This window comes from Idiomarina sp., assembly GCF_019431395.1.
Lineage (GTDB): Bacteria > Pseudomonadota > Gammaproteobacteria > Enterobacterales > Alteromonadaceae > Idiomarina.
This window is the reverse complement of record NZ_CP080268.1, coordinates 2,500,766-2,521,379: the sequence shown is the minus strand read 5'-3', so window position 1 is coordinate 2,521,379 and position 20,614 is coordinate 2,500,766. Positions and strand designations below refer to the sequence as shown.

19 protein-coding genes are annotated in these 20,614 nt (G+C 47.8%); 12 read left to right on the top strand and 7 right to left on the bottom strand.

Translation table 11 applies throughout. From position 1 onward, the window contains the following. Positions 1 to 2: 2 nt before the first annotated feature. The gene (locus tag KZ771_RS12155; RefSeq protein ID WP_290653742.1) at positions 3 to 2,615 is read right to left on the bottom strand and encodes a M14 metallopeptidase family protein; all 2,613 of its coding nucleotides are present in this window, start codon (positions 2,613 to 2,615) and stop codon (positions 3 to 5) included. Between the two features lie 153 nt (positions 2,616 to 2,768). On the opposite strand from KZ771_RS12155, the gene KZ771_RS12150 reads away from it, so the two are divergent. Then, entirely contained in the window at positions 2,769 to 3,140 is a 372-nt protein-coding gene (locus KZ771_RS12150) for a DUF4870 domain-containing protein (protein WP_133540292.1), read from the top strand. Between the two features lie 62 nt (positions 3,141 to 3,202). On the opposite strand, the gene KZ771_RS12145 is transcribed toward KZ771_RS12150, so the two are convergent. After that, positions 3,203 to 3,721: a hemerythrin domain-containing protein gene (locus KZ771_RS12145; RefSeq protein ID WP_290653740.1), complete on the bottom strand. Its 519-nt coding sequence runs from the start codon at positions 3,719 to 3,721 to the stop codon at positions 3,203 to 3,205. 171 nt (positions 3,722 to 3,892) lie between these two features. Between KZ771_RS12145 and norR the strand changes: the two genes are divergently transcribed. Genes norR through moeB form a run of 3 tightly spaced genes read left to right on the top strand, consistent with a single transcriptional unit; the run spans position 3,893 to position 6,577 of the window. Next, positions 3,893 to 5,428, top strand: coding sequence for a nitric oxide reductase transcriptional regulator NorR (norR, locus tag KZ771_RS12140; protein WP_133540290.1), 1,536 nt, complete (start codon positions 3,893 to 3,895; stop codon positions 5,426 to 5,428). A gap of 11 nt (positions 5,429 to 5,439) precedes the next feature. Then, positions 5,440 to 5,838 carry a YbaN family protein gene (locus KZ771_RS12135; protein WP_290653738.1) on the top strand — a complete coding sequence of 133 codons (399 nt, stop codon included), beginning with the start codon at positions 5,440 to 5,442 and terminating at the stop codon, positions 5,836 to 5,838. Next, positions 5,819 to 6,577, top strand: a complete 759-nt coding sequence (gene moeB / locus KZ771_RS12130) for a molybdopterin-synthase adenylyltransferase MoeB (protein WP_290569809.1) — start codon at positions 5,819 to 5,821, stop codon at positions 6,575 to 6,577. Before KZ771_RS12135 ends, moeB begins: the two co-directional genes overlap by 20 nt. Here the strand turns inward: moeB and KZ771_RS12125 are convergent. Continuing rightward, positions 6,574 to 7,776 carry an NnrS family protein gene (locus tag KZ771_RS12125; RefSeq protein ID WP_290653736.1) on the bottom strand — a complete coding sequence of 401 codons (1,203 nt, stop codon included), beginning with the start codon at positions 7,774 to 7,776 and terminating at the stop codon, positions 6,574 to 6,576. The genes moeB and KZ771_RS12125 overlap by 4 nt on opposite strands. Positions 7,777 to 8,083: 307 nt before the next feature. Between KZ771_RS12125 and KZ771_RS12120 the strand changes: the two genes are divergently transcribed. Both KZ771_RS12120 and KZ771_RS12115 read left to right on the top strand, forming a co-directional pair. Beyond that, positions 8,084 to 10,753, top strand: a complete 2,670-nt coding sequence (locus tag KZ771_RS12120) for an MFS transporter (RefSeq protein ID WP_290653734.1) — start codon at positions 8,084 to 8,086, stop codon at positions 10,751 to 10,753. A 27-nt stretch (positions 10,754 to 10,780) separates the two neighbouring features. After that, a complete protein-coding gene (locus KZ771_RS12115) occupies positions 10,781 to 11,812 on the top strand; it encodes a tellurite resistance/C4-dicarboxylate transporter family protein (RefSeq protein WP_133540285.1) in 1,032 nt (343 codons plus the stop codon). Here the strand turns inward: KZ771_RS12115 and mog are convergent, their stop codons facing one another. From mog to KZ771_RS12100, 3 genes are read right to left on the bottom strand one after another with little or no spacing between them, the layout of a single operon-like run. Then, positions 11,813 to 12,346: a molybdopterin adenylyltransferase gene (gene mog / locus KZ771_RS12110; protein WP_290569805.1), complete on the bottom strand. Its 534-nt coding sequence runs from the start codon at positions 12,344 to 12,346 to the stop codon at positions 11,813 to 11,815. It abuts the gene before it with no gap. A gap of 24 nt (positions 12,347 to 12,370) precedes the next feature. After that, complete coding sequence (locus KZ771_RS12105; RefSeq protein ID WP_133540283.1) at positions 12,371 to 13,249, bottom strand: U32 family peptidase; 879 nt, start codon at positions 13,247 to 13,249, stop codon at positions 12,371 to 12,373. A 3-nt stretch (positions 13,250 to 13,252) separates the two neighbouring features. Continuing rightward, positions 13,253 to 14,245: a peptidase U32 family protein gene (locus tag KZ771_RS12100; protein WP_290653732.1), complete on the bottom strand. Its 993-nt coding sequence runs from the start codon at positions 14,243 to 14,245 to the stop codon at positions 13,253 to 13,255. A 110-nt stretch (positions 14,246 to 14,355) separates the two neighbouring features. Between KZ771_RS12100 and KZ771_RS12095 the strand changes: the two genes are divergently transcribed. Together KZ771_RS12095 and hemN are read left to right on the top strand one after the other, a co-directional pair. Beyond that, positions 14,356 to 14,853 (top strand): SCP2 sterol-binding domain-containing protein, encoded by a 498-nt coding sequence (locus tag KZ771_RS12095; RefSeq protein ID WP_290653730.1) that lies wholly within the window; start codon positions 14,356 to 14,358, stop codon positions 14,851 to 14,853. Positions 14,854 to 14,886: 33 nt separating this feature from the next. Beyond that, complete coding sequence (gene hemN, locus KZ771_RS12090) at positions 14,887 to 16,248, top strand: oxygen-independent coproporphyrinogen III oxidase (protein ID WP_290653728.1); 1,362 nt, start codon at positions 14,887 to 14,889, stop codon at positions 16,246 to 16,248. Between the two features lie 34 nt (positions 16,249 to 16,282). On the opposite strand, the gene tmpT is transcribed toward hemN, so the two are convergent. Further along, positions 16,283 to 16,921, bottom strand: a complete 639-nt coding sequence (gene tmpT, locus KZ771_RS12085) for a thiopurine S-methyltransferase (protein ID WP_290653726.1) — start codon at positions 16,919 to 16,921, stop codon at positions 16,283 to 16,285. Positions 16,922 to 17,159: 238 nt separating this feature from the next. On the opposite strand from tmpT, the gene yegQ reads away from it, so the two are divergent. Genes yegQ through KZ771_RS12065 form a run of 4 tightly spaced genes read left to right on the top strand, consistent with a single transcriptional unit; the run spans position 17,160 to position 20,595 of the window. Next, on the top strand, positions 17,160 to 18,443 hold the full coding sequence (gene yegQ / locus KZ771_RS12080) for a tRNA 5-hydroxyuridine modification protein YegQ (RefSeq protein WP_290653724.1): 1,284 nt from the start codon (positions 17,160 to 17,162) through the stop codon (positions 18,441 to 18,443). A gap of 10 nt (positions 18,444 to 18,453) precedes the next feature. Further along, the gene (locus KZ771_RS12075; protein WP_290653722.1) at positions 18,454 to 18,645 is read left to right on the top strand and encodes a 4Fe-4S binding protein; all 192 of its coding nucleotides are present in this window, start codon (positions 18,454 to 18,456) and stop codon (positions 18,643 to 18,645) included. A gap of 26 nt (positions 18,646 to 18,671) precedes the next feature. Beyond that, entirely contained in the window at positions 18,672 to 19,397 is a 726-nt protein-coding gene (locus tag KZ771_RS12070) for a helix-turn-helix domain-containing protein (RefSeq protein ID WP_290653720.1), read from the top strand. 25 nt (positions 19,398 to 19,422) lie between these two features. Continuing rightward, positions 19,423 to 20,595, top strand: coding sequence for an acyl-CoA dehydrogenase (locus KZ771_RS12065; RefSeq protein ID WP_290653718.1), 1,173 nt, complete (start codon positions 19,423 to 19,425; stop codon positions 20,593 to 20,595). The last annotated feature ends 19 nt before the right edge of the window (positions 20,596 to 20,614 follow it).

Sequence of the window (20,614 nt, the reverse complement as noted above, 5' to 3'; positions counted from 1 at the left end):
TACTAACGGGTGGTAGCCGGCGCCAAAAACAGCGCGTTCATCAGGGCCGTATTTAACCCGTCCATATAAGCCCTATAGGTCGGTTCCTGGGTGAAGCTAATTACCATACCGTCACCGTTAGGCTGCCAAATAAGCAATGGCTTATAAGGCAGTTGCTCGGCAGTTTCATCCCACAAAAAGCCACTGGCGAGTAGTTCGTCTTTATTGCTAAACCAAGCAATATTGCGACCTTTATCAATATCTATCGGTGCTAGAATTGTATTGCCGTTAAACAGGCTAACCAACTTGTCTTTTAATCCGGCAGCTAACCAATGATCCTGATCAACGTCGGCGTGGACTAAAGCACCAGAGACCCAGTCTGGATCGACACCATGAGCCTGAATTTCAGTCATGAACTGGTCGCGTGATACGATCGCCTGACCATCAATCTTAGTCTCCTCGGCAGGTTCCTCGACACCCTCTTTGGGAATTGCCCGTTCCACTTTGGTTGCCAATAAACCCGCTTCCACTGCCCAACCCGAGGCATTACCCAGAGTGACAAGAACACCACCGTCGTTAATCCAGTCTTTGAACTCAGCTACCGTCTGCTCACTGAATACGCGGTCATAGCCATAACTTGCCGGCAAAATAAAGACGTCAAAACCGTCCAGATCACCAGCTCTCAGTTCGCCCGTACGGATAGCGGTAACGGGGTAGTTCATTTGACGTTCAATCACAAAGCGAGTGTGGCCTGCATTGTATTGACTCACCGGTTCATCCCAGGCCATAGCGATTTTCGGTGCAAACAACCCATGCACATTCTCGGAGCCAAAGTTAGGTCCGTCAGTAATCCAGCTCGTATCAACTCCGTAAATGGTTGCTCCCGTCTGTTTTGCCAGCCGTGCCAGGGTATTTGCAAGCTCTTTCTCCGCGTTGTCTGCGTGCGTGACAATCAGTGAACCACTTGGGAAACGGCCTGCTGTTTCGTGAGTAAATGCTAACTCACTTTGCTTAATAGTAAGCCCCTCACGCAACGCTGCCGTTAAAAATCGACCGCTGTTCATGTTGCCCCAGCGCACCAAATAACCAACCTTGGCAGCAGGATTAATGAGTTCGCCCGCTGCGATTCGCCCCTCATTGACTGCAATAGTGTCCACTCGTGGCAAATCGTCACAGCCATCGACATCAACATTAAACATCAGCGGTAAAGACCAGCCGGTTACGTCATAGATTTGATCAGGTAAATTATTACCGCGACGTTGCTCTTGTTCTTGCAAAAATTCAGGCGCCATATCGACCTGTTTATCCATCAGCGTTCGAATCATCCGATATGCTGGTTGCGCCTTATCGATAATAAAGCTCCCGGCAGCATAGTCATTACCACAAACACGAAACGACTGCTGCGCCTGCTGCACTTCAGCGCCTTGCTCTACCAATAACGACGCCAGTTTTCGTGCTCCAGCGGGATCATCTTTACCTGGAATAATCAGCGCACGCTGCTCGTCATCTTCGCCGGCTTCTATCGCCGATTTCCTATAACTCCAGAATTTTTCCAATAATGCCTCGCGGCGTTCCGATACGGTCTGAATGGTAGAGATTGATGCAACAAAATGCTGTTGTACACCGTCAGCATAGGTTAGAACGTCGCCATCGGTGCGCTCAAACTTATGTCCTCGCGCAGACGCCATCTCGTAGGTCATGGCTACCGCACCATGGTATAGCGGCCAGCTGGCTCCGTAACCAGGATAAAACGCATCAAAAATTTCACGGGTAAAGTAATCAAAGCCCTTGTCGTCAAACCACGAAGCATTGTTCTTCCCTATCCAGTTTAGCGTTTCGCGCTGTGAGTCAGTAATCAACGGGTTGTAGGGCCGCGCTTCAGGGGTAAAATAATAAGTAGAATCTCCGCCCATCTCGTGTAGGTCGACAAACACTAGCGGGTAGTATTTTAGTAGCGCGTCAACCTGACCTTTGATTTCAGGTTGTGTCAGCGCAATCCAATCACGGTTCATATCAAACATATAGTGATTAGTGCGGCCACTAGGCCAGGGCTCGTTATGCTCTGCACTGCGACGGTCAGCGGAGTGTTCCAGTCCTGCTGTCATGTAATAGCGCTGCACAAATCTTGCACGGCCGTCAGGATTCTGTAACGGATCGATAAAAATCACCGTATTCTCGAGCCATTGCTCGGTTTGTTCACGGTTATCGTTAAGCAAATGATACGCCGTCATCATTGCCGCTTCGGGAGATGATATTTCATTGCCATGCACGCCGTAAGAAAGCCAAATACTCGCCGGTGTTTCATTGATTAATCGCTCGGCATCGTCCTCATCCGTACTGCGCGGATCGGCAAGCTGCTGCATGTTCTGCACAAACTGATCAAAATTTTGTAGATTTTCAGGACTTGAGATAACCACATAGTAAAGCGTACGACCTTCCCAACTTTTACCGTAATCCAAAAGTTTTACTTGATCGGGGAATGCTTCAGCCAATGCCTCGAAATACAAGCTCATCGCCTCAGGAGAGGTTATTTTCGTACCTATCGGGTAGCCGAGAACGTCCTCGACAGACACTTTTTGGTTGCTATAGTTGGCTTCGGGTAGCAGGGACGCAGCCCCACTTAATGAATCCGCCATAGTCGCAGTCGAGGCTGTGGCAATACTCAGGCTTATTAAAAGTTTTTTTAGTGTGCGCATAAACGGCCTATTATTTTTTTAACAATATGCCTAATGTACGAGCAGTTTAACCCGATGTGAAGTCGTTAACGTCAAATAGACAAGGAATTGTCAATGAACTCAGATCCCTTATACCAAAGCAATCCGCTTGAAGATACCGCTACTTACACCATGCTAATGCATTTATCTCAGTTCGCAGCCTATGTAGTGCCGTTCATTGGTTGGTGTGCACCAATCATTATGTGGGCCATAAAACGTGAGCAAGCGATAGTCGATCAGCATGGGAAAATTATATTTAACTGGATGCTCAGTGCCATCATTTATAGCGTTGGCTTGCTGGTACTGACTATGCTAGTACCATTTTTAACCATCCCGTTACTCGTGCTGCTCGCGTTGGCATCGATCGTTTTTATCATACTCGCGGCCGTCAATGCTAAAAATGGGCAGGCCAATCAATACCCACTGGCCATTCCATTTTTTAAATAGAACAAAAGGCTACTTAACACGGTAGCCTTTTTCTTTCGATACCCTTTGTTATTACCAGGTAGTTATTGACAGGACCCGCAGCAAAAGTCTTTTCCGTGAGTTGGCACAGGCTGTTGCTCAACAAACAAAACGGTATTTTCTAATTCGATATGATCGTTTAAATCCTGGATGAGCTCAGCTAAGCCCCGGTAGAGCGCTTGCCAGCTGCCACAGGCGCCCTCTGGCAAAGTTAAGTCATTGGTTAGCATACGAATTTTTTGAATATCCTGATCGTGTTGCTCATGCTCCTCTTCCATGACCGAAATTGGTCCGCTAGGATAAATATCGCGAGCCAACATGGGGAATAATATTTGTTCCTCTTTCATCATGTGACTTTCTAATTCGTGCAACATGTTATCGAGGTGTTCACCCAGACCCTGCGGTGCTTGTGGATGGTCTCCGTGCACGTCTTCGACTTTTAATGCCAGTTGTTTCAGCTCTGGTAATTGTTGCCGGTGAACTTGATGAAACCGCTCAACAATAAACTCCACTAATTCAAGATTTGGTTTGTCTTGCCATTGCTCAATAATTGTATTGGTCATAACTGCCTCAAGCTTTTAATGAATAAACGTTGCTATCCATCTTCATTTGCACGATTTAAGCCAACTCCTACCCCCTTATGGATATTGAGCTTGCGAAGCGTAACGGTAAAATCAACCTATCGTTAGCGGGTATAAAAAACCCTAAAATCCGAACTGAGTGTAAAAATAACCATGCTTCAGCAGAGCTTATTAGCCGATCTGGTCACCGATGTGCCGGCACCGGTCAGGTTACAAAATCTGGTAAAAACATTACGCCAACACTTTCATTGTGGGGCTGTTGTATTGCTAAAACGCGACAGTGACGCGCTCCGCCCCATTGCCATGCATGGCTTAGTTGATGAGGCCTTAGGCCGGCGTTTTGTTGTCGCTGAACACCCGCGGCTGGCTACCTTGCTTGCTTCACGCAACCCGGTGTTGTTTGAACCCAGCTCGAGTTTACCCGACCCATACGATGGCTTGCTGTCGGATCAACCCGGGGACGCATTGCCGGTTCATGATTGTATGGGGATCAGCCTTTATATTGAGGGGCAGTGCTGGGGCGTGCTGACGTTGGATGCATTGCAACCGGGTACATTCAATGACCAGTCTACCATTGAACTGCAACGCTTTAGCCTTATCGTTGAAGCGGCAATTCGCGTTGGTTCGCTGGAGCAACAGGTTCGGGCTTTAAGGCAAAATCAACCGACTTCAGGTAGCGGCAATCCCTCGCCCAATAACCTGGACAATGAGATCATCGGCAAAAGCTCAGCATTGAGGCAGGTTATTTCTGAGCTCCATACTGTTGCCAAAGCTGAACTGCCGGTTCTGCTATTAGGCGAAACCGGTGTTGGTAAAGAGTTATTCGCACGCGAGCTACATCGTTATTCGAAACGTGCTGCTAAGCCGATGATATACGTTAACTGCGCCGCACTGCCGGAATCGCTGGCGGAGTCGGAACTGTTTGGTCATAGTAAGGGGGCATTCTCGGGGGCCACTAGTGAACGCGGCGGGCGTTTTGAAGCCGCCCACGGTGGTACCTTGTTTTTAGACGAAGTGGGTGAATTGCCTCTGTCGATTCAGGCGAAGCTCTTGCGTGTGCTGCAAAACGGTGAGGTACAACGCCTGGGTTCCGACAGGCACCGTAAAGTTGACGTGCGCATTGTTGCCGCAACCAACCGCAACCTGCAACAACAAGTTCGCGACGAACAGTTCCGTGCCGATCTTTATCATCGCCTTTCAGTTTATCCGCTCCCCATTCCGCCACTGCGGGATAGAGAAGACGATATCCTGTTGCTGGCAGGCCATTTTTTAGAATTAAACCGCAGCCGTCTGGGCCTTCGAGCAATACGCTTATCGGCGACAGCAGAAATTGCGTTAAAACAGTATCGTTGGCCTGGCAATATTCGGGAATTGGAACACGTGATCAGCCGGGCTGCGATTAAGTTACTGAGTGCCGGAGTTGAACACAGCAGCATCGCCACCATTACCGAACAGGAACTCGACCTAAACCTGCCAAGTCATGCCAGCGCCGAGCGACAGGTGCTTGAACAAACAGCCATACCGGCAAGTGAAGCAATAAGCTTACGCGATGCTGTCGACTTTACTCAAAAGCAAATGATACAGCGAGCATTGGCGTTAGAAGACGGTAAATGGAGTCGAGCCGCCAAGCGTTTGGGTGTAGACTCGAGTAACTTACATAAATTAGCGGGTCGATTAGGTATCAAGTAGTCATGGAGTTAATGACCACCATGTTTTGGCGCTGCTTAGCGCTTGTATTTGTCGCCGTAGGATTTGTCGGCTTATTACTGCCGGTTATGCCGACGGTACCATTTTTAATCGCCGCGTTGTGGGCGGCCAGTAAGGGCTGGCCATCATTGGAAGAAAAGTTATTAAACCACCCCAAATACGGCCCTGATATTCGTGCCTGGCGCGAAACACGCAGTATTCGACGCAACGCCAAGTGGGCCGCTAGCCTGATGATGCTCGGCGGCTATATTATTCTGTGGTTTATTCCCACCCCGCCGGTATGGGCTAAGTTAACCGTTGGCGCTGTTTTACTCATTGTCGGCGTATTTATCTGGACCCGCCCTGAACTCTTTAACGAAACAAGTCTGACTAATGAAAACGCTGACTCGTGAACAACTTATTCGCTACAACCGCCATATCGTGCTGCCCGCTATCGATTTAGAGGGCCAGGAGCAGTTACTTGATAGCCACGTATTAGTTATTGGTGCCGGCGGCCTCGGCTGCGCCGCTCTGCCTTACCTGGTCAGTTCCGGTGTGGGCAAAATCACGGTTATAGATGCTGATATTATTGAAGCCAGTAATTTACAGCGCCAGCCCCTGTTTACTGAGCAAGACATAGGTAACAAAAAGGCTGAAGTTGCCGTCAAACGTCTTAAGCAATTGAACAGTGAATGTCAGTTAACGGCCCTCAACCAATGGGCTGATGAAGCCGTGTTAGGTAAACACGTCGATGCTTGTGATTTAGTCGTCGACTGTTGTGATAACCTCGCTACCCGCAATTTAATCAACCAGCAATGTCTTGCCACAGCAACACCTTTGGTATCAGGGTCCGCCATCCGGTTTGAGGGGCAAGTGGCCGCCTTTAAAATGGATGGCAAGTCACCGTGTTATCAGTGTTTAAGCAGCCTGTTTGGCGAACAAAGTTTAAGCTGCGCTGAGTCCGGCGTGGCTGCTCCATTAGTCGGTGTTGTAGGGAGTATGCAAGCATTAGAGGTGATTAAAATTCTCAGCGGTGCCGGCGCACCGCTGTATGGTCAGTTATTAATGTTTGACGGACTCAGTGCGGACTGGCAGCGCTTTAAAATTGCCCGGCATCCACACTGTCCTGCATGTTCGGCAATCCATCCTTAACCAGGGTTGCCGTCTGCTCGCGGTGTTAAAAATACTTTCAAATAAATCGCAATAAAGATAACCAGCGCAAACGTCCAGGCTAATGTGCTAATAAGAATCCAGTCTGTCGTCCATTGCGGAAATAAACTAACGCCGACTACCCGCATTAATGCAGAAATAAACATTAATGCAAACGCCACTGACATTATTGGTTTTGGCTTTAGCGGTCGGCCGCTATGGCCTAGCGAAACCCGCGCCATCATCGCCAGGATCATGTTACCCATTGCGCCAGCGGTTAACGCATGCATTGCCGTGCTGCGCGTGATTTCAACACCCCAATAGTGTGCCGCAAGCAGTGCCAAACCAAGAGGAATGAACCAATAAGCCAAGTGAATAGACCACAGCAGAGGCACTTTAAAGGTAATCCATGTCTTCCAGCGCAACACTCTAAGGGTGTGAGCAAGCGCCGTTAACGCAAATAGAGCACCAAGCCAAACATCGGCTATATACAGCGTCAGGTTAAAAAAGTGAACCGCAAACAGCACCCAAAGTAGCCCCAGGGCGGTCTTTTCCAACCAGGCAATGGGCATAACTTTTTTAGTCATTGTGCCGTTAGCGGTAAACATCGGCATGACGCGGCCGCCAATAATCGCCATCAATAAGGTGGCCAAAAACACGCCATTATACGCACCAATGGTTTGCCACTCGTACTGATTAAAAGCATAACCCACGTGCATTAACCCGCTTGATACAGCGAGCAATAGCAAAATCGGAATAAAGAATAGGTTTCGTGTTTGATTAACCGCTAATACCAGACGCGCAAATAAAATCGCAGCCACAGGCAATAACGCTACGTCTACAGCAGCAACCAGCCACCAAGGCAAGCCTTGCCCAAACAACATCAGCAACCTACCCGCACTCCATAATAGCGCTAAAATCAATAACGTCGGCCCGTGTGTTGCTCGCATCCCGGTCCAGTTTTGCACGGCTGTTAACAAAAAGCCCAGAACGATAGCGACGACAAACCCATAAAGCATTTCGTGGCTGTGCCAAAACAGCACATTACCGTACACCGGCAACTGGATAGCGCCAATAAGCACCAGCCCCCACAATAAAATAGCTAACGCACTAAAAATCGCGCCCAACAAAAACATCGGCCGATAGGCTTGCCGTAGGATGGGCGCCATCGCCATTTCTTTTTCGTGCTGTGTTACTTGCATAGTCAACGCTCTGATTATTTAATCTTGCTTTATAGTACATTTATAATGCATATTATTGAAAGAGCATACTAGCAAATATAGTGAAGTACCCCAAAGTTTATGCCTCCTTGGCTTTGTTTTTTAAAAATACCCACAAAGAGTTAAGAAAACGCCAAAATTCGCGGCTTGTATCCATAACCCCGACACCCTTTTTTAGGTACTGTTGATTATCCGCGAACTGTCTATAGCTATTTGATAATAAAGTATTTTATTTAAAAACCTCGTAAAGTAATGCCATCGAATATAGGGCTATTTAGGAGGTTTCTTTATGAACCAGTCCGTCACCACGTCCCCGGGCCAACGCAACTATGCGCTAATGCTTTCGACGTTAGCATTTACGTTGTCTTTTGCCGTATGGACAATTTTTTCCATTATCGGTATTCAGATAAAAGAAGACTTTAACCTGACCGATACTCAACTTGGTTTGCTCATGGCAACCCCGGTACTGACCGGCTCTATTAGCCGCATGTTTCTGGGGATATGGACTGACCGTTTGGGCGGTAAAAAAGTCTTTGCCGTTTTAATGCTGCTAACCTCAGCATGTGTTTACTTACTGACCTTTGCCAACAGCTACATTATGTTGCTAATCGCGGCACTCGGTGTCGGTTTAGCCGGTGGCTCGTTTATTGTCGGTGTGACGTACACCGCCGCCTGGTTTAACGACGTCAAAGAGAAGCAAGGCACTGCGCTGGGTATTTTTGGTGCGGGCAACGTGGGTTCGGCGGTAACCAACTTCGGCGCGCCGTTTTTATTGATTGCATTGGGTTGGCAAGGTACAGCGCAAATTTATGCGACCGTATTGGCTATTGCTGGTATCTCATTCTTCGTCCTCGCCAAAGAAGACCCGCTTAAGAACGACCGAGCTGCAAAGCAACAACAAGGCTTCTGGGAGCAGTTATCGCCGTTAAGCGATTTGCGTGTTTGGCGCTTCTCGCTTTACTACTTCTTCGTATTCGGTGCGTTTGTAGCATTGGCCTTATGGCTGCCGCATTACCTGATTGGTGTGTATGAACTGGACGTAAAAACCGCCGGTATGATTGCTGCGCTGTACACCATTCCGGCGTCACTGTTCCGTATTTTGGGCGGTTGGATGTCTGACAAATACGGTGCGCGTCGAGTCATGTATTGGACCTTCATTGCCTCCATTATTTGTACGTTCCTGCTCAGTTACCCCAGCACTGAGTACGCGGTTAAAGGCATCAACCAGACTTATAATTTCCAGTTTGAAGTTACCTTAGTCGGTTTTGTGTTTTTAACCTTCGTGCTTGGCTTCTTTATGTCACTGGGTAAAGCGGCCGTGTTTAAGCACATTCCGGTTTACTATCCGAAAAGCGTCGGTGCCGTCGGTGGTGTTGTCGGCATGATCGGTGGTTTAGGCGGCTTCTTGCTGCCACTGACCTTCGGTATGCTCAATGACGTTATTGGTGTATGGCAAAGTAGCTTTATGTTGCTGTTTGTGATTGCGACCGTTTCGCTGCTGTGGATGAATGCTGCCATTGTTAAAGCCGAACGCGTTGAGTACAAAGAAGATCGCGAAGAACGTGATCTGCCGGAACTTTCCACACCAAACTCGATGGTACTGGATGACTGGCGCCCGGAAGATAAAACATTCTGGGAAGAAAAAGGGAAACGAATTGCCAGCCGTAACCTATGGATTTCCATACCCAACCTATTTTTAGCGTTCGCGGTGTGGACCATCTGGAGTATTCTGGTGGTTAAAATGCCTGCGCTGGGCTTCCCGTATAGTCAAAACGAACTGTTCTGGTTAGCCGCCCTGCCCGCGCTTTCCGGTGCGACTCTGCGGATATTCTATAGCTTCATGGTGCCGATATTCGGTGGGCGACGCTGGACCGCGATATCCACCGCGTCTTTATTGCTACCGTGTATTTGGATTGGCTTCGCCGTTCAAGACACCGATACCCCGTACATGATCATGCTGATTTTAGCATTATTGTGTGGCTTCGGTGGCGGTAACTTTTCATCCAGTATGTCGAACATCAGCTTTTTCTATCCACAAAAAGAAAAAGGCGGTGCATTAGGCATGAACGCCGGCTTGGGCAACCTGGGTGTATCCGGTATGCAGTTACTGGCGCCATTAGTTATTGCTGCGAGCGTATTCGGTGGTATTGAAGGCGACCCGCTGGTCATTCAGGAGGGCGCCAATGCTGGTCAGGAAATCTGGCTGCAAAACGCAGCTTTCTTATGGGTGCCTTTGATCATTATCGGTTCTGTTGCGGCCTGGTTCGGCATGAACGACATTTCGTCTGCGAAAGCCTCATTCAGCGACCAGGCGGTCATCTTCAAACGCTTCCACAACTGGATAATGTGTATCTTGTACCTGGGAACTTTCGGTAGCTTTATCGGCTTTGCCGCTGGCTTCCCACTGTTATCCGGTATGCTGTTCCCGCAAGTTGACCCAACCGCTTATGCCTTCTTAGGGCCATTGGTTGGAGCCTTAGCACGACCACTAGGTGGCATTGTTGCCGACAAACTGGGCGGTGCACGAGTGACCTTCTGGAACTTCCTGTTGATGATTGTCGGTGTTATCGGTGTTATTTACTTCTTGCCGATAGCGGGTACCGAAGGTAATTTCTGGGGCTTCTTCTCCGCCTTTATGGTGTTGTTTATTGCCACTGGTATTGGTAACGGTTCCACTTTCCGTATGGTACCGGTCATCTTCCTGAACCAGCGCAAACGTGAGTTAGGCGATACTGACCAAGCAATAAAAGAAGGCAACAAAGAATCCGCTGCGGTTATCGGCTTTATATCAGCCATTGCAGCATACGGCGGCTTCTTTATCCCGAAAGCTTACGGTAGCTCAATTAGTCTAACCGGCGGAGTTTCTGCCGCTTTGGTGAGCTTTATCATCTTTTACGCAATATGTGGTGTGATAACTTGGTGGTTCTACTCTCGTAAAAATGCACCTGATCCTTGCTAAGTGAAGCAAGGCTCAGGCGGAGACGTTATGAGCCTACTTGATAAATCAAAAGACTTGTCACCAGCCTACTTTGGGCTGGTGATGGCCACAGGAATTATCGCCATTGCTGCACACCAGCAGCAATGGCCTTTTATTGCCAAACTTCTTTTTTTCGTTTCTACACTCAGCTGGGCAATTTTAACTTTTCTATACAGCTACCGCGCCATCCGTTTTTCCAACGAGTTCTTCAGTGATTTAGTCAGTCACAACAAAGGCCCAGCATTTTTTACTGCCGTTGCCGGAACCACCTTGGTCGGCAGTCAGTTGCTTATTCTTTATGACAATTACTGGCTAGCTTTTAGCGCCTGGGTAATCGCATTACTGCTCTGGATTATTCTAACCTATACAGTTTTTACCGCATTGACGATTCGCCGTAACAAACCGTCACTAGACAAAGGCATTAGCGGTGCTTGGTTATTGGCTGTAGTTGCAACACAGGCAGTTGCCGTACTCAGCGCTTATTTAGCGACACAAACTGCACAACCCTGGAAACTCGAACTTAACTTTCTGGCACTTTCTATGTGGCTTTGGGGTGGCATGCTGTACATCTGGATGATGTCGCTGATTTTTTATCGCTATACGTTTTTCCAATTCGTGCCCAGTGATCTGGCGCCACCGTATTGGATAAACATGGGTGCAATGGCTATTTCAACGTTAGCGGGTTCCTTGCTAATTATTAACTCACCGAAAGCCCCCTTTCTGGAAAGTCTGGTCCCCTTCATTAAAGGCTTTACCATTTTCTATTGGGCGACTGGCAGTTGGTGGATACCCATGCTGCTTATTTTGGGTGTGTGGCGACACGTCATTCGGCGTTTCCCGTTTGCCTATGACCCACTTTATTGGGGAGCTGTGTTCCCATTAGGTATGTATTCAGCTTGCACTTATGTCATGTTAAAAGCCATGCAATTTTCGTTTTTGGACGCCTTACCGACAACCTTCTTCTATATAGCTTTATGTGCCTGGACGGTAACCTTTATCGGATTATGCCGAAGCCTGCTACGACTCCGGCATGGCACATAACTACTTATTCTTAGGACGGAAGGGTTTAATCACCGTTTCATCGCACTCCAGATAAGGGCCTTCCATCAAATCTATACAATAAGGCACTGCCGGGAATACCGCGTCTAAGCACTGACGAATGGCTTTAGGTTTACCGGGTAAATTAATAATCAATGAAGACCCTCTTAAGCCCGCAGTTTGGCGTGAGAGAATTGCGGTTGGTACGTATTTTAACGATTCTTGTCGCATTAGCTCGCCAAAGCCCGGCATCATGCGGTCGCAAACCGCTTCAGTTGCCTCGGGAGTTACATCGCGTTTAGCCGGGCCAGTACCACCGGTAGTCACCACCAGACAACAACCTTCTTTGTCCACCAGCTCTTTTATAGTTTGCTCAATAAGCGATTGTTCATCTTCAATAACCCGGTACACCGGCTTCCACGAAGACGTTAAATAGTCGTTTAGTGTCGCCTCAATTGCCGGACCTGAGATATCCTCATATTGACCCCGACTGGCGCGGTCACTGACTGTAATAATTCCAATCCGTGTTGTTTGCATAAGCTCCCTTATCGTTAACGCTGATTAGCCTGCTTTTACCATACCAGCAAGCTGTAACCAATAGCCATTGCTCTCACCCTGTGTTAGCGCAATCGGGTTGTCGCCGCTCATATTCGCTTTAAAACGGTCTACCCATTGCAGCGTACCCTCGGGTTGCGGGCTAATACGAATGCGGTCGACTAATCCTTTCATGGTGGGCAGTTGATTAATTAAGTTGTAACGCGAACCTGATTGCGTTTGAATACCATTCAATACAAACACTTGTTTACCGTCCTGGCTTTTAACGGTGCGACCTTGCGGGTATTTAATACAACAAAGTTCACACTGATCCTTCGGACGATTTTCAGAACGAGCGGTAAAACACCGCCCGGACCATGCTAGCGGCATATGTCCAAACGCAAAAACTTCAGTTTGGAACAAACTGCGCACACTGCTTATCCGGGGCTGCTTTAAAATATCTGTCAGCCACTGTTGTGATAATTCATAGGGCGTTACCCAATGATTCATTCCCATATCCACAAAACGCCTCAGCGCCTCGTGATTGTATATATTAATCGCTGAGCCAACAGTAAAGTTGACTCCGTGTTCGCGTAAGTAAGGAATGGCGCCAACGTCATTGGCCTCTACCTCGAACTCACCGTTGTCACAATACTTTGTCATTTGCGCCAGCTCCGCCGGCGCTTCTAATAGCGTCATCGTAGACAGACAGACTTGTTTACCTGACTCACGCAGTTCATGTGCTATTTGCAGGTAATCTTCCAAGCCCAACTCTCGACGCTTACTACAGACAGTTTCGCCCAGATATACACGGTCGATAGTATCCGACTCGGCAACCTGGCGGTAGAACGCTTTGACCTTTGCCTTTGGCCAAAAGTATAAAATAGGTCCTAATGCGATTTGCATAATTTATTTCCACTTCCGGTGATAAGCGCCAAGGGTGGTTTGGCTTCCTTCAGATAACGAGGCCAGCACTCGATCCCACTCTTGTTCAACGCTAAAGTTTTCGGGCTCCTGCATGACGCGATCGATCGCCTGGCGCCAAACTTTAGTGATCTGCGCTACGTAGGCGGGGCTTCGCTGTCGCCCTTCAATTTTTAAAGATGCGATACCTTCTTTATACAGTTGCGGTAGCAGGCTAAGGGTATTTAAGCTGGTGGGCTCCTCTAGCACGTTGTAGAGTTCGTCATCGACGCTAAAACGCCCCTTACACAAGGTTGGATACCCGGCATTTTCGCCGTCGCCAAAACGGTCAATAACAACACCATTTAAACGGCTTTCTAAACGGCTACCCTGATGCTCCCATTCAACATAGGCTGCGGGCGAACACGCACCCGCCGTGTTAGGTGATTCACCGGTCATATAAGAACTCAGGTAGCAACGTCCCTCAGCCATGATGCACAAACTACCAAACGCAAACACTTCCAGTTCGATGTCGGTAGTTCTTGCCAATGCTCTGACTTGTTGCATCGACAGAACCCTGGGCAACACCACTCTCGAAACTCCATATTGTCGGTAAAACTCTATCGCTCCGGCGTTAGTCGCCGAGGCCTGAACACTAAGGTGACGTTCGATCCGGGGATAACGCTCAGCGGCATAGCCCAGTACTGCGATATCCGATATAATCAGCACATCCGCACCGGCAGCAACGGCGCCATCAACGGCATCCCGCCATTTATGCCATTGGTTGGCATGCGCAAATGTGTTAATCGCGACATGCATCTTTTTGCCATGGCGATGAACATAATCGGCTGCCTCGGCAAGCTTCATCGCGTTCAAGTTTAGCCCGGCAAAATGGCGCGCGTTGGTTTCGTCTTTTAAGCCGACATAAACGGCATCAGCACCGTTTTCTATCGCCGCTTTTAATGCCGGAATACTGCCCGCTGGGCACAATAGCTCCATAATCGCCTCAGTTTCTGCTGTGTTTTTTACTTAAGTTAAGAATTACCCATTCAATAGCGATTATTATAAAGGCACATTTTAAATATTTATTTAAAAGGGGAGAGATTTTAATGGATACCAACAACGGGGTAATGCGCTTGCTTAACCAATGCGCTAAGGCGCATCGCTGGCTACCTGAAAACGCTAAATTTAAACCCCTTGAGCAGATGTTAAACCGTTTGTTCAGACAAGAAATAACCGACGATGAACTGGCGTTTTTAACCGACAAAAACGTACTAATCACGTTTTCTGATATCGACTTAAGCTTTGCAGTAAGCCTTGAAACTAAGCGCATTAAGGTGAGTCCGCCCCGGCAAAGCAGCGATGCCAGCATGAGCGCGAAAAGCACCGACTTTTTGCTGTTAATCCACAATAAGGTCGACCCGGACACACTGTTTTTCAGACGCCAACTTCGGGTTGAAGGTAATACAGAGCTGGGCTTATCACTTAAGAATTTTCTTGACACTATTGAGGTAGATCAAAAGCTGCCACAGCCAATTTTCAAGCTCGGTGATAAACTGGCGTCCTATTTACAGCGCCAAAAAGATGGAATAATAACGGCATCTTAAAACGCGTTAGTTGACACCCGTCAAGAGGTCGATATGTCAGTCATTCAATGGGATAAAAAATTAATCGATAAGTACAATATTAGCGGGCCCCGTTATACGTCTTATCCAACCGCATTGATGCTCTCTGAACAGTTTGACCATCAACGCATTAATCAGGCACTTAGAACTGCGGGCAATGAGCTGTGCTTATACCTGCATCTGCCCTTTTGTCATAAGCTCTGTTACTACTGTGGTTGCAATAAAGTCATTACCCGCCACCAGCACAAAGCCGACAAATACCTGGACTATTTGGCAAAAGAAATGGCGATGTATCAGCCAATGGTTGCAGACAAACGAATCCGGCAAATTCATTTAGGCGGCGGCACGCCGACCTTCTTGACGGAACAACAATTAACTCGCTTGATGGAGCTGGTACATCAACATTTCAGTTTTGTTGAAAACGCTGAAGTCAGTATCGAGATTGACCCGCGCAGTTGCAGTGATGACAAGTTACGCCACCTGCGCGCGCTGGGTTTCAATCGCGTAAGTTATGGCGTACAAGACTTTGATACCAAGGTACAAATTGCAATAAATCGAGTGCAAGATGTCGACTTAATTCGTCATCAGCTCAAACTCAGTAAAGAGCTGAGCTTTGATTCAATCAACCTGGACTTAATTTATGGCTTGCCTTACCAGCAACCTGAGACCTTTAAAAAGTCGATTGAACAAGTAATCGAGATGGATCCGGATCGTATTTCGGTATTCAGTTATGCGCATTTACCGCAGCGTTTTGCCGGCCAGCGTAAAATTCCGGAAGAGTCTATTCCGCAGCCATCCGTTAAGCTCAGCTTATTAGAACAGGCGATTACCCAATTAAGCGAAGCGGGTTATCAGTTTATTGGCATGGACCACTTTGCCAAGCAAGACGATGGCCTGGCCGTTGCGCAACGCGAAGGACGTTTACAACGTAACTTCCAGGGCTATACCACAGACGGTCAGGACGCATTACTGGGCTTGGGTGTGTCATCCATCAGCCAGGTAAACGGTATGCTTTGGCAACACGAAAAAGAGCTGCCGGCTTACTATAAAATAATCGATGAGGGTCACCGACCCATCATTAAAGGCATGGCACTAACCGATGAAGATAAAATGCGTGCGGCGTTGATTTCGCAGGTGATTTGCCACTTCGAGCTGGATGTCGAAGCCTTCAAAGAACAATGGAACATCGACGATTTCTGGGCTCACTTTGCCGAGTCCATACCGCTATTAAAACCGTTCATTGAAGATGGTTTAGTCGACGTATCCGACAAAAAACTTCGTGTTACCGAATTAGGCCGCCTTTGGGTACGCAGCATCTGCGCTTGTTTCGACGAATACCTGGATCACGGCCAAAATCGCTACTCTAAAGTCGTTTGAGCAAACCACTCGATGTACTTTTTATCGCTGCTGATTAAGTCAATTTATAAACTTGCTCTAATACCGGCTCATCTGCGGAGCTCTCTCCGTTTATGTTTCCTTCACCAGACTCTAATTGTTCAATGCTAAAACGCTGCCCAAAACTTGCCTCTATTTCGCCCTCATTAATAGAAAATGGGGGCCCTTTGCGCATGCTTGGTGGGTAGTTGAGCGTGATCAACAGGCCACATGCATGCTGCGGTAACTGCTGACTCAACTGACTCACATATTGGCTGCGCATCTCAGGTGGTAATGCCACCATTGCCGCTCTGTCATACCATGCATCAATAACAAGTAAATCTTTCTTCGTTAATTTAAAAAAATCGCCAACCCAAATAACTAACTTGTCTACAGCGTATTCTTTGAAGTCCCCCTTTATGGTGACTGCAGGCGTTAAATCGTTATCTTGAAAAAATTGCTTAACAGCAATTTCGCTCAGTTCTACCCCAAAAACTTTGTAGCCAGTATCTAGCAACCACAGCATATCCTTCGATTTGCCACACAGCGGAACAAGCACCCTCGCACCGGGCTTGGCTACCGTCTTAAAGTATCGCCGCAACATTTCATGAAACTCTAGACGATGAAAACCTATTTGTTGCTTTTCCCATCTTTCGTGCCAAAAACTCGCTTCCATTAAGTTTCCCTAATTCTCAAACCACACAGCGGTAATCAATATGGTGGAAAGACTGCCTGTAAATAAAGAAAAAATCTACCGACTATGGAATTTTCTTCCAACTGCTTAACCCAATGTCTCTCACACTTCAATCATAAGCCTAGTTAGCGAAGTTTTGATCCCCATCAAGTTTTTGCTACCGCTACTCTGCTAATCTCAGCGCAAATTTTCCACAATCCTGATCTAGGTCAAGCTGTCCATGGTCAATAAACCAGAATTACTCTGCCCTGCCGGCAACCCTAACGCGATGAAAATAGCCTTTGCCTACGGCGCCGATGCGGTTTACGCAGGCGAACCGCGTTACAGCCTACGAGTACGCAACAATAGCTTTACGTTACAGAATATGGGTGAGGCAATTGCTTATGCTCACAGCCACAACAAACGCTTTTACGTGGTCGTAAACATTGCCCCTCATAATGCTAAGCTCACTCACTTTGTTGAGCATATGGCGCAGATAGTAGCTTTAAAGCCGGATGCTCTGATCGTATCCGACCCCGGCGTTATCATGCTGTTGCGCGAGCACTTCCCGGAACAGGCGCTACATCTCTCTGTGCAAGCTAATACCATTAACTGGGCCGCATTAAAGTTCTGGCAACAACAAGGTATCGAGCGTGTTATTTTGTCGCGCGAACTTTCGTTAAAAGAAATTAAAGAAATGCGCCAACAGGTACCCGATTTACAGCTCGAGGTTTTCGTGCATGGCGCACTATGCATGGCCTATTCCGGCCGCTGTTTGCTATCGGGCTATATGAACAAGCGCGACCCCAACCAAGGCGCCTGTACTAATGCCTGCCGTTGGGGGTATCAGGTTCACGAGGCCAAAGAAGACGCGGTGGGCCAATATGTACCCGCCTATCACCCCGATCCGGTGTTATTGGGTGACCCCAAACAACCTGACGACCTGATGTTACTGGATGAAGATTTACGTGGCAGTTACATCATGAACTCTAAAGATTTAAGAGCCATTGACCTGGTTCCTGATCTTGTCAGTATCGGCGTGCATTCGCTTAAGATCGAAGGACGTACTAAATCCGATTATTATGTCGCCCGCACCGCGCAAGTCTATCGCCGTGCTATCGACGATGCGGCAGCCGGTAAACCTTTTGACCCGCAATTGTTAGATGACCTGAACGGCATGGCGAACCGTGGTTTTACGCATGGCTTTTTACAGCGCCACTCACCACAAGATCTACAAAATTATCAACGCTCGCATAGCGAAGGTGAGCAACTGTTAATCGGTCAGTTTATTGAGCAAGTCGGCAGTAACCGTTATCTGGTTGACGTAAAAAATGGTTTTAACGTCGGCGATACCGTGCTGTTGATGTCTCCATCCGGTAATCAAAGCTTTAATTTAGAAACCCTTGAAAGCGAGCAAGGCGAAGCGATTATTCGCGCCCCGGGTTCAGGTTACAAGGTAATTGTACAGACAACTTTACCCTTAGCCGAACGAGATATCCCTTATAGCCTATTGGTTAAACAGTGAGCAAGTCGATATGATAGTGATTAACGAAGATTGTATTAACTGTGATATGTGCGTGCCCGAGTGTCCGGTAGAGGCAATCGACATGGGAGCAGAGCATTACGAAATCAATCAAGCACTGTGTGTCGAATGCGAAGGCTATTATGCTCAACCGAGCTGTTATGCCGTCTGCCCTGTTGATGCTGTAGATATTACGCAAGACTAACGCATTCAAGAATAAAGGTAACTCACATGCAACACGCAGCAAAATCACAACACGAGGTGGCCATGCGCAATCCTATTCAATGTAATCAATGCAGTATGCAATCCATTTGCGTACCCGCCGGCCTAGTTTCTAGCGACGTTGAGTTGCTCGACAAAAGTAGTCGCGAACCCCATGTCTATAACAAGCGAGCGATGGTTTATAGCCCCGATCAACCAATGCACTCTTTATTTGCCATTAAATCGGGTTCGGTTAAGTGCTATACCATCGACAGTGAAGGCAAGCAGCAGATTACCAGTTTCCATTTAGCCGGCGATATCATCGGCATGGAATCTATCGCTAAAGGCGCTGCGATAACCTATTGTGAAGCACTAGAAACGTCGATGCTGTGTGAAATAAAGCTTAGCCGCCTGTTCGCGCAAAACTTTAATGGTGTCGATAAGAATTTATTGCAATTACTCAGTAAGCGTATCGGTCAGCGTAATGTGCATTACCTTAACGTCGTCAACACCACCGCTGAACAACGCGTCGCCTCGTTTTTAATGGCGATGGGCGATCATTTGCACGAGCACGGGTTCTCGCGACAAGAATTTCGTTTACCCATGACGCGTACCGATATTGCCAATTACCTGGGTTTAGCGGTAGAAACCGTCAGTCGCATTTTCACCTCCTTTAAAAACCAGGGGTTAATCGCGACACAACAGTCTATATTGACCATTAAAAATTTACAGGAACTGCAAAAAATAGCGGCCTAACAACTCATAACAACGGAGGCATTCTATGTCACAGCCGGCATTTAACTGGGAAGATCCTTTAAACATGACTTCGCTACTAAGCGAGGAAGAGCGTATGGTGCACGAAAGTGCGCGTCAGTACGCACAAGAAAAGTTAATGCCGCGCGTGTTACAAGCCAACCGCGAAGAAATTTTTCACCGTGAAATCATGAATGAATTGGGTGAAATGGGATTACTTGGCTCGACACTCCCGGAAGAATACGGTGGCGCCGGTGTTAATCATGTTTGTTATGGTCTGATTGCACGCGAAATTGAACGTGTCGACAGTGGCTACCGTAGTGCGATGAGTGTGCAGTCATCATTGGTGATGCACCCGATTTATACCTTTGGCACAGAAGCACAACGCAAAAAATATTTGCCCAAATTGGCGTCGGGCGAATGGGTTGGCTGCTTTGGCTTAACCGAACCTGACGCCGGCTCAGATCCCGCCAGTATGCGGACAGTGGCCAAAAAAACCGACAATGGTTATGTATTAAGCGGCAGTAAAATGTGGATTACTAACTCACCCATTGCCGACGTGTTTGTGGTGTGGGCAAAACTCGATGGCGAAATCCGCGGTTTTGTGCTGGAAAAAGACATGCCGGGTCTGAGCGCACCCAAAATTGATGGCAAATTCTCACTACGTGCATCGATCACCGGCGAAATTGTCATGGATGGCGTCGAGGTACCCGAAGAAAATATCTTCCCTGAAGTGAAAGGCCTGAAAGGTCCATTCAGCTGCCTTAACAAGGCCCGTTATGGCATTGCCTGGGGCTCCATGGGGGCAGCAGAATTCTGCTGGCATGCTGCGCGCCAGTACACCTTAGATCGCGAACAATTCGGTCGCCCGCTAGCGGCTAATCAGCTGATTCAGAAAAAACTCGCCGACATGCAAACCGAAATCAGTATGAGTTTGCTGGCTGCGCTGCAAGCCGGACGAGAACTCGACAATGGTAGCCTAAACCCTGCGGCTATTTCGCTGATTAAACGTAATAACTGTGGCAAGGCGCTGGACATCGCGCGCACCGCTCGAGATATGCACGGTGGTAATGGTATCGCTGACGAGTATCACGTTATCCGCCACGTGATGAATCTGGAAGCCGTTAATACCTACGAAGGCACTCACGACGTTCATGCCTTAATTTTAGGACGCGCGCAGACAGGTATTGCTGCGTTTTAATTGCTGACAAGGAGTCGTC

Bases quoted from the DNA above. Each gene is read 5' to 3' on its own strand.
- KZ771_RS12115 (WP_133540285.1), top strand. From the start codon at position 10,781: ATGAGCCTACTTGATAAATCAAAAGACTTGTCACCAGCCTACTTTGGG.
- KZ771_RS12070 (WP_290653720.1), top strand. From the start codon at position 18,672: ATGCAACACGCAGCAAAATCACAACACGAGGTGGCCATGCGCAATCCT.
- hemN (WP_290653728.1), top strand. From the start codon at position 14,887: ATGTCAGTCATTCAATGGGATAAAAAATTAATCGATAAGTACAATATT.
- KZ771_RS12105 (WP_133540283.1), bottom strand. From the start codon at position 13,249: ATGCAAATCGCATTAGGACCTATTTTATACTTTTGGCCAAAGGCAAAG.
- KZ771_RS12100 (WP_290653732.1), bottom strand. From the start codon at position 14,245: ATGGAGCTATTGTGCCCAGCGGGCAGTATTCCGGCATTAAAAGCGGCG.
- KZ771_RS12065 (WP_290653718.1), top strand. From the start codon at position 19,423: ATGTCACAGCCGGCATTTAACTGGGAAGATCCTTTAAACATGACTTCG.
- tmpT (WP_290653726.1), bottom strand. From the start codon at position 16,921: ATGGAAGCGAGTTTTTGGCACGAAAGATGGGAAAAGCAACAAATAGGT.
- KZ771_RS12145 (WP_290653740.1), bottom strand. From the start codon at position 3,721: ATGACCAATACAATTATTGAGCAATGGCAAGACAAACCAAATCTTGAA.
- KZ771_RS12125 (WP_290653736.1), bottom strand. From the start codon at position 7,776: ATGCAAGTAACACAGCACGAAAAAGAAATGGCGATGGCGCCCATCCTA.
- moeB (WP_290569809.1), top strand. From the start codon at position 5,819: ATGAAAACGCTGACTCGTGAACAACTTATTCGCTACAACCGCCATATC.
- KZ771_RS12135 (WP_290653738.1), top strand. From the start codon at position 5,440: ATGACCACCATGTTTTGGCGCTGCTTAGCGCTTGTATTTGTCGCCGTA.
- KZ771_RS12155 (WP_290653742.1), bottom strand. From the start codon at position 2,615: ATGGCGGATTCATTAAGTGGGGCTGCGTCCCTGCTACCCGAAGCCAAC.
- KZ771_RS12075 (WP_290653722.1), top strand. From the start codon at position 18,454: ATGATAGTGATTAACGAAGATTGTATTAACTGTGATATGTGCGTGCCC.
- KZ771_RS12120 (WP_290653734.1), top strand. From the start codon at position 8,084: ATGAACCAGTCCGTCACCACGTCCCCGGGCCAACGCAACTATGCGCTA.
- norR (WP_133540290.1), top strand. From the start codon at position 3,893: ATGCTTCAGCAGAGCTTATTAGCCGATCTGGTCACCGATGTGCCGGCA.
- yegQ (WP_290653724.1), top strand. From the start codon at position 17,160: ATGGTCAATAAACCAGAATTACTCTGCCCTGCCGGCAACCCTAACGCG.
- KZ771_RS12095 (WP_290653730.1), top strand. From the start codon at position 14,356: ATGGATACCAACAACGGGGTAATGCGCTTGCTTAACCAATGCGCTAAG.
- mog (WP_290569805.1), bottom strand. From the start codon at position 12,346: ATGCAAACAACACGGATTGGAATTATTACAGTCAGTGACCGCGCCAGT.
- KZ771_RS12150 (WP_133540292.1), top strand. From the start codon at position 2,769: ATGAACTCAGATCCCTTATACCAAAGCAATCCGCTTGAAGATACCGCT.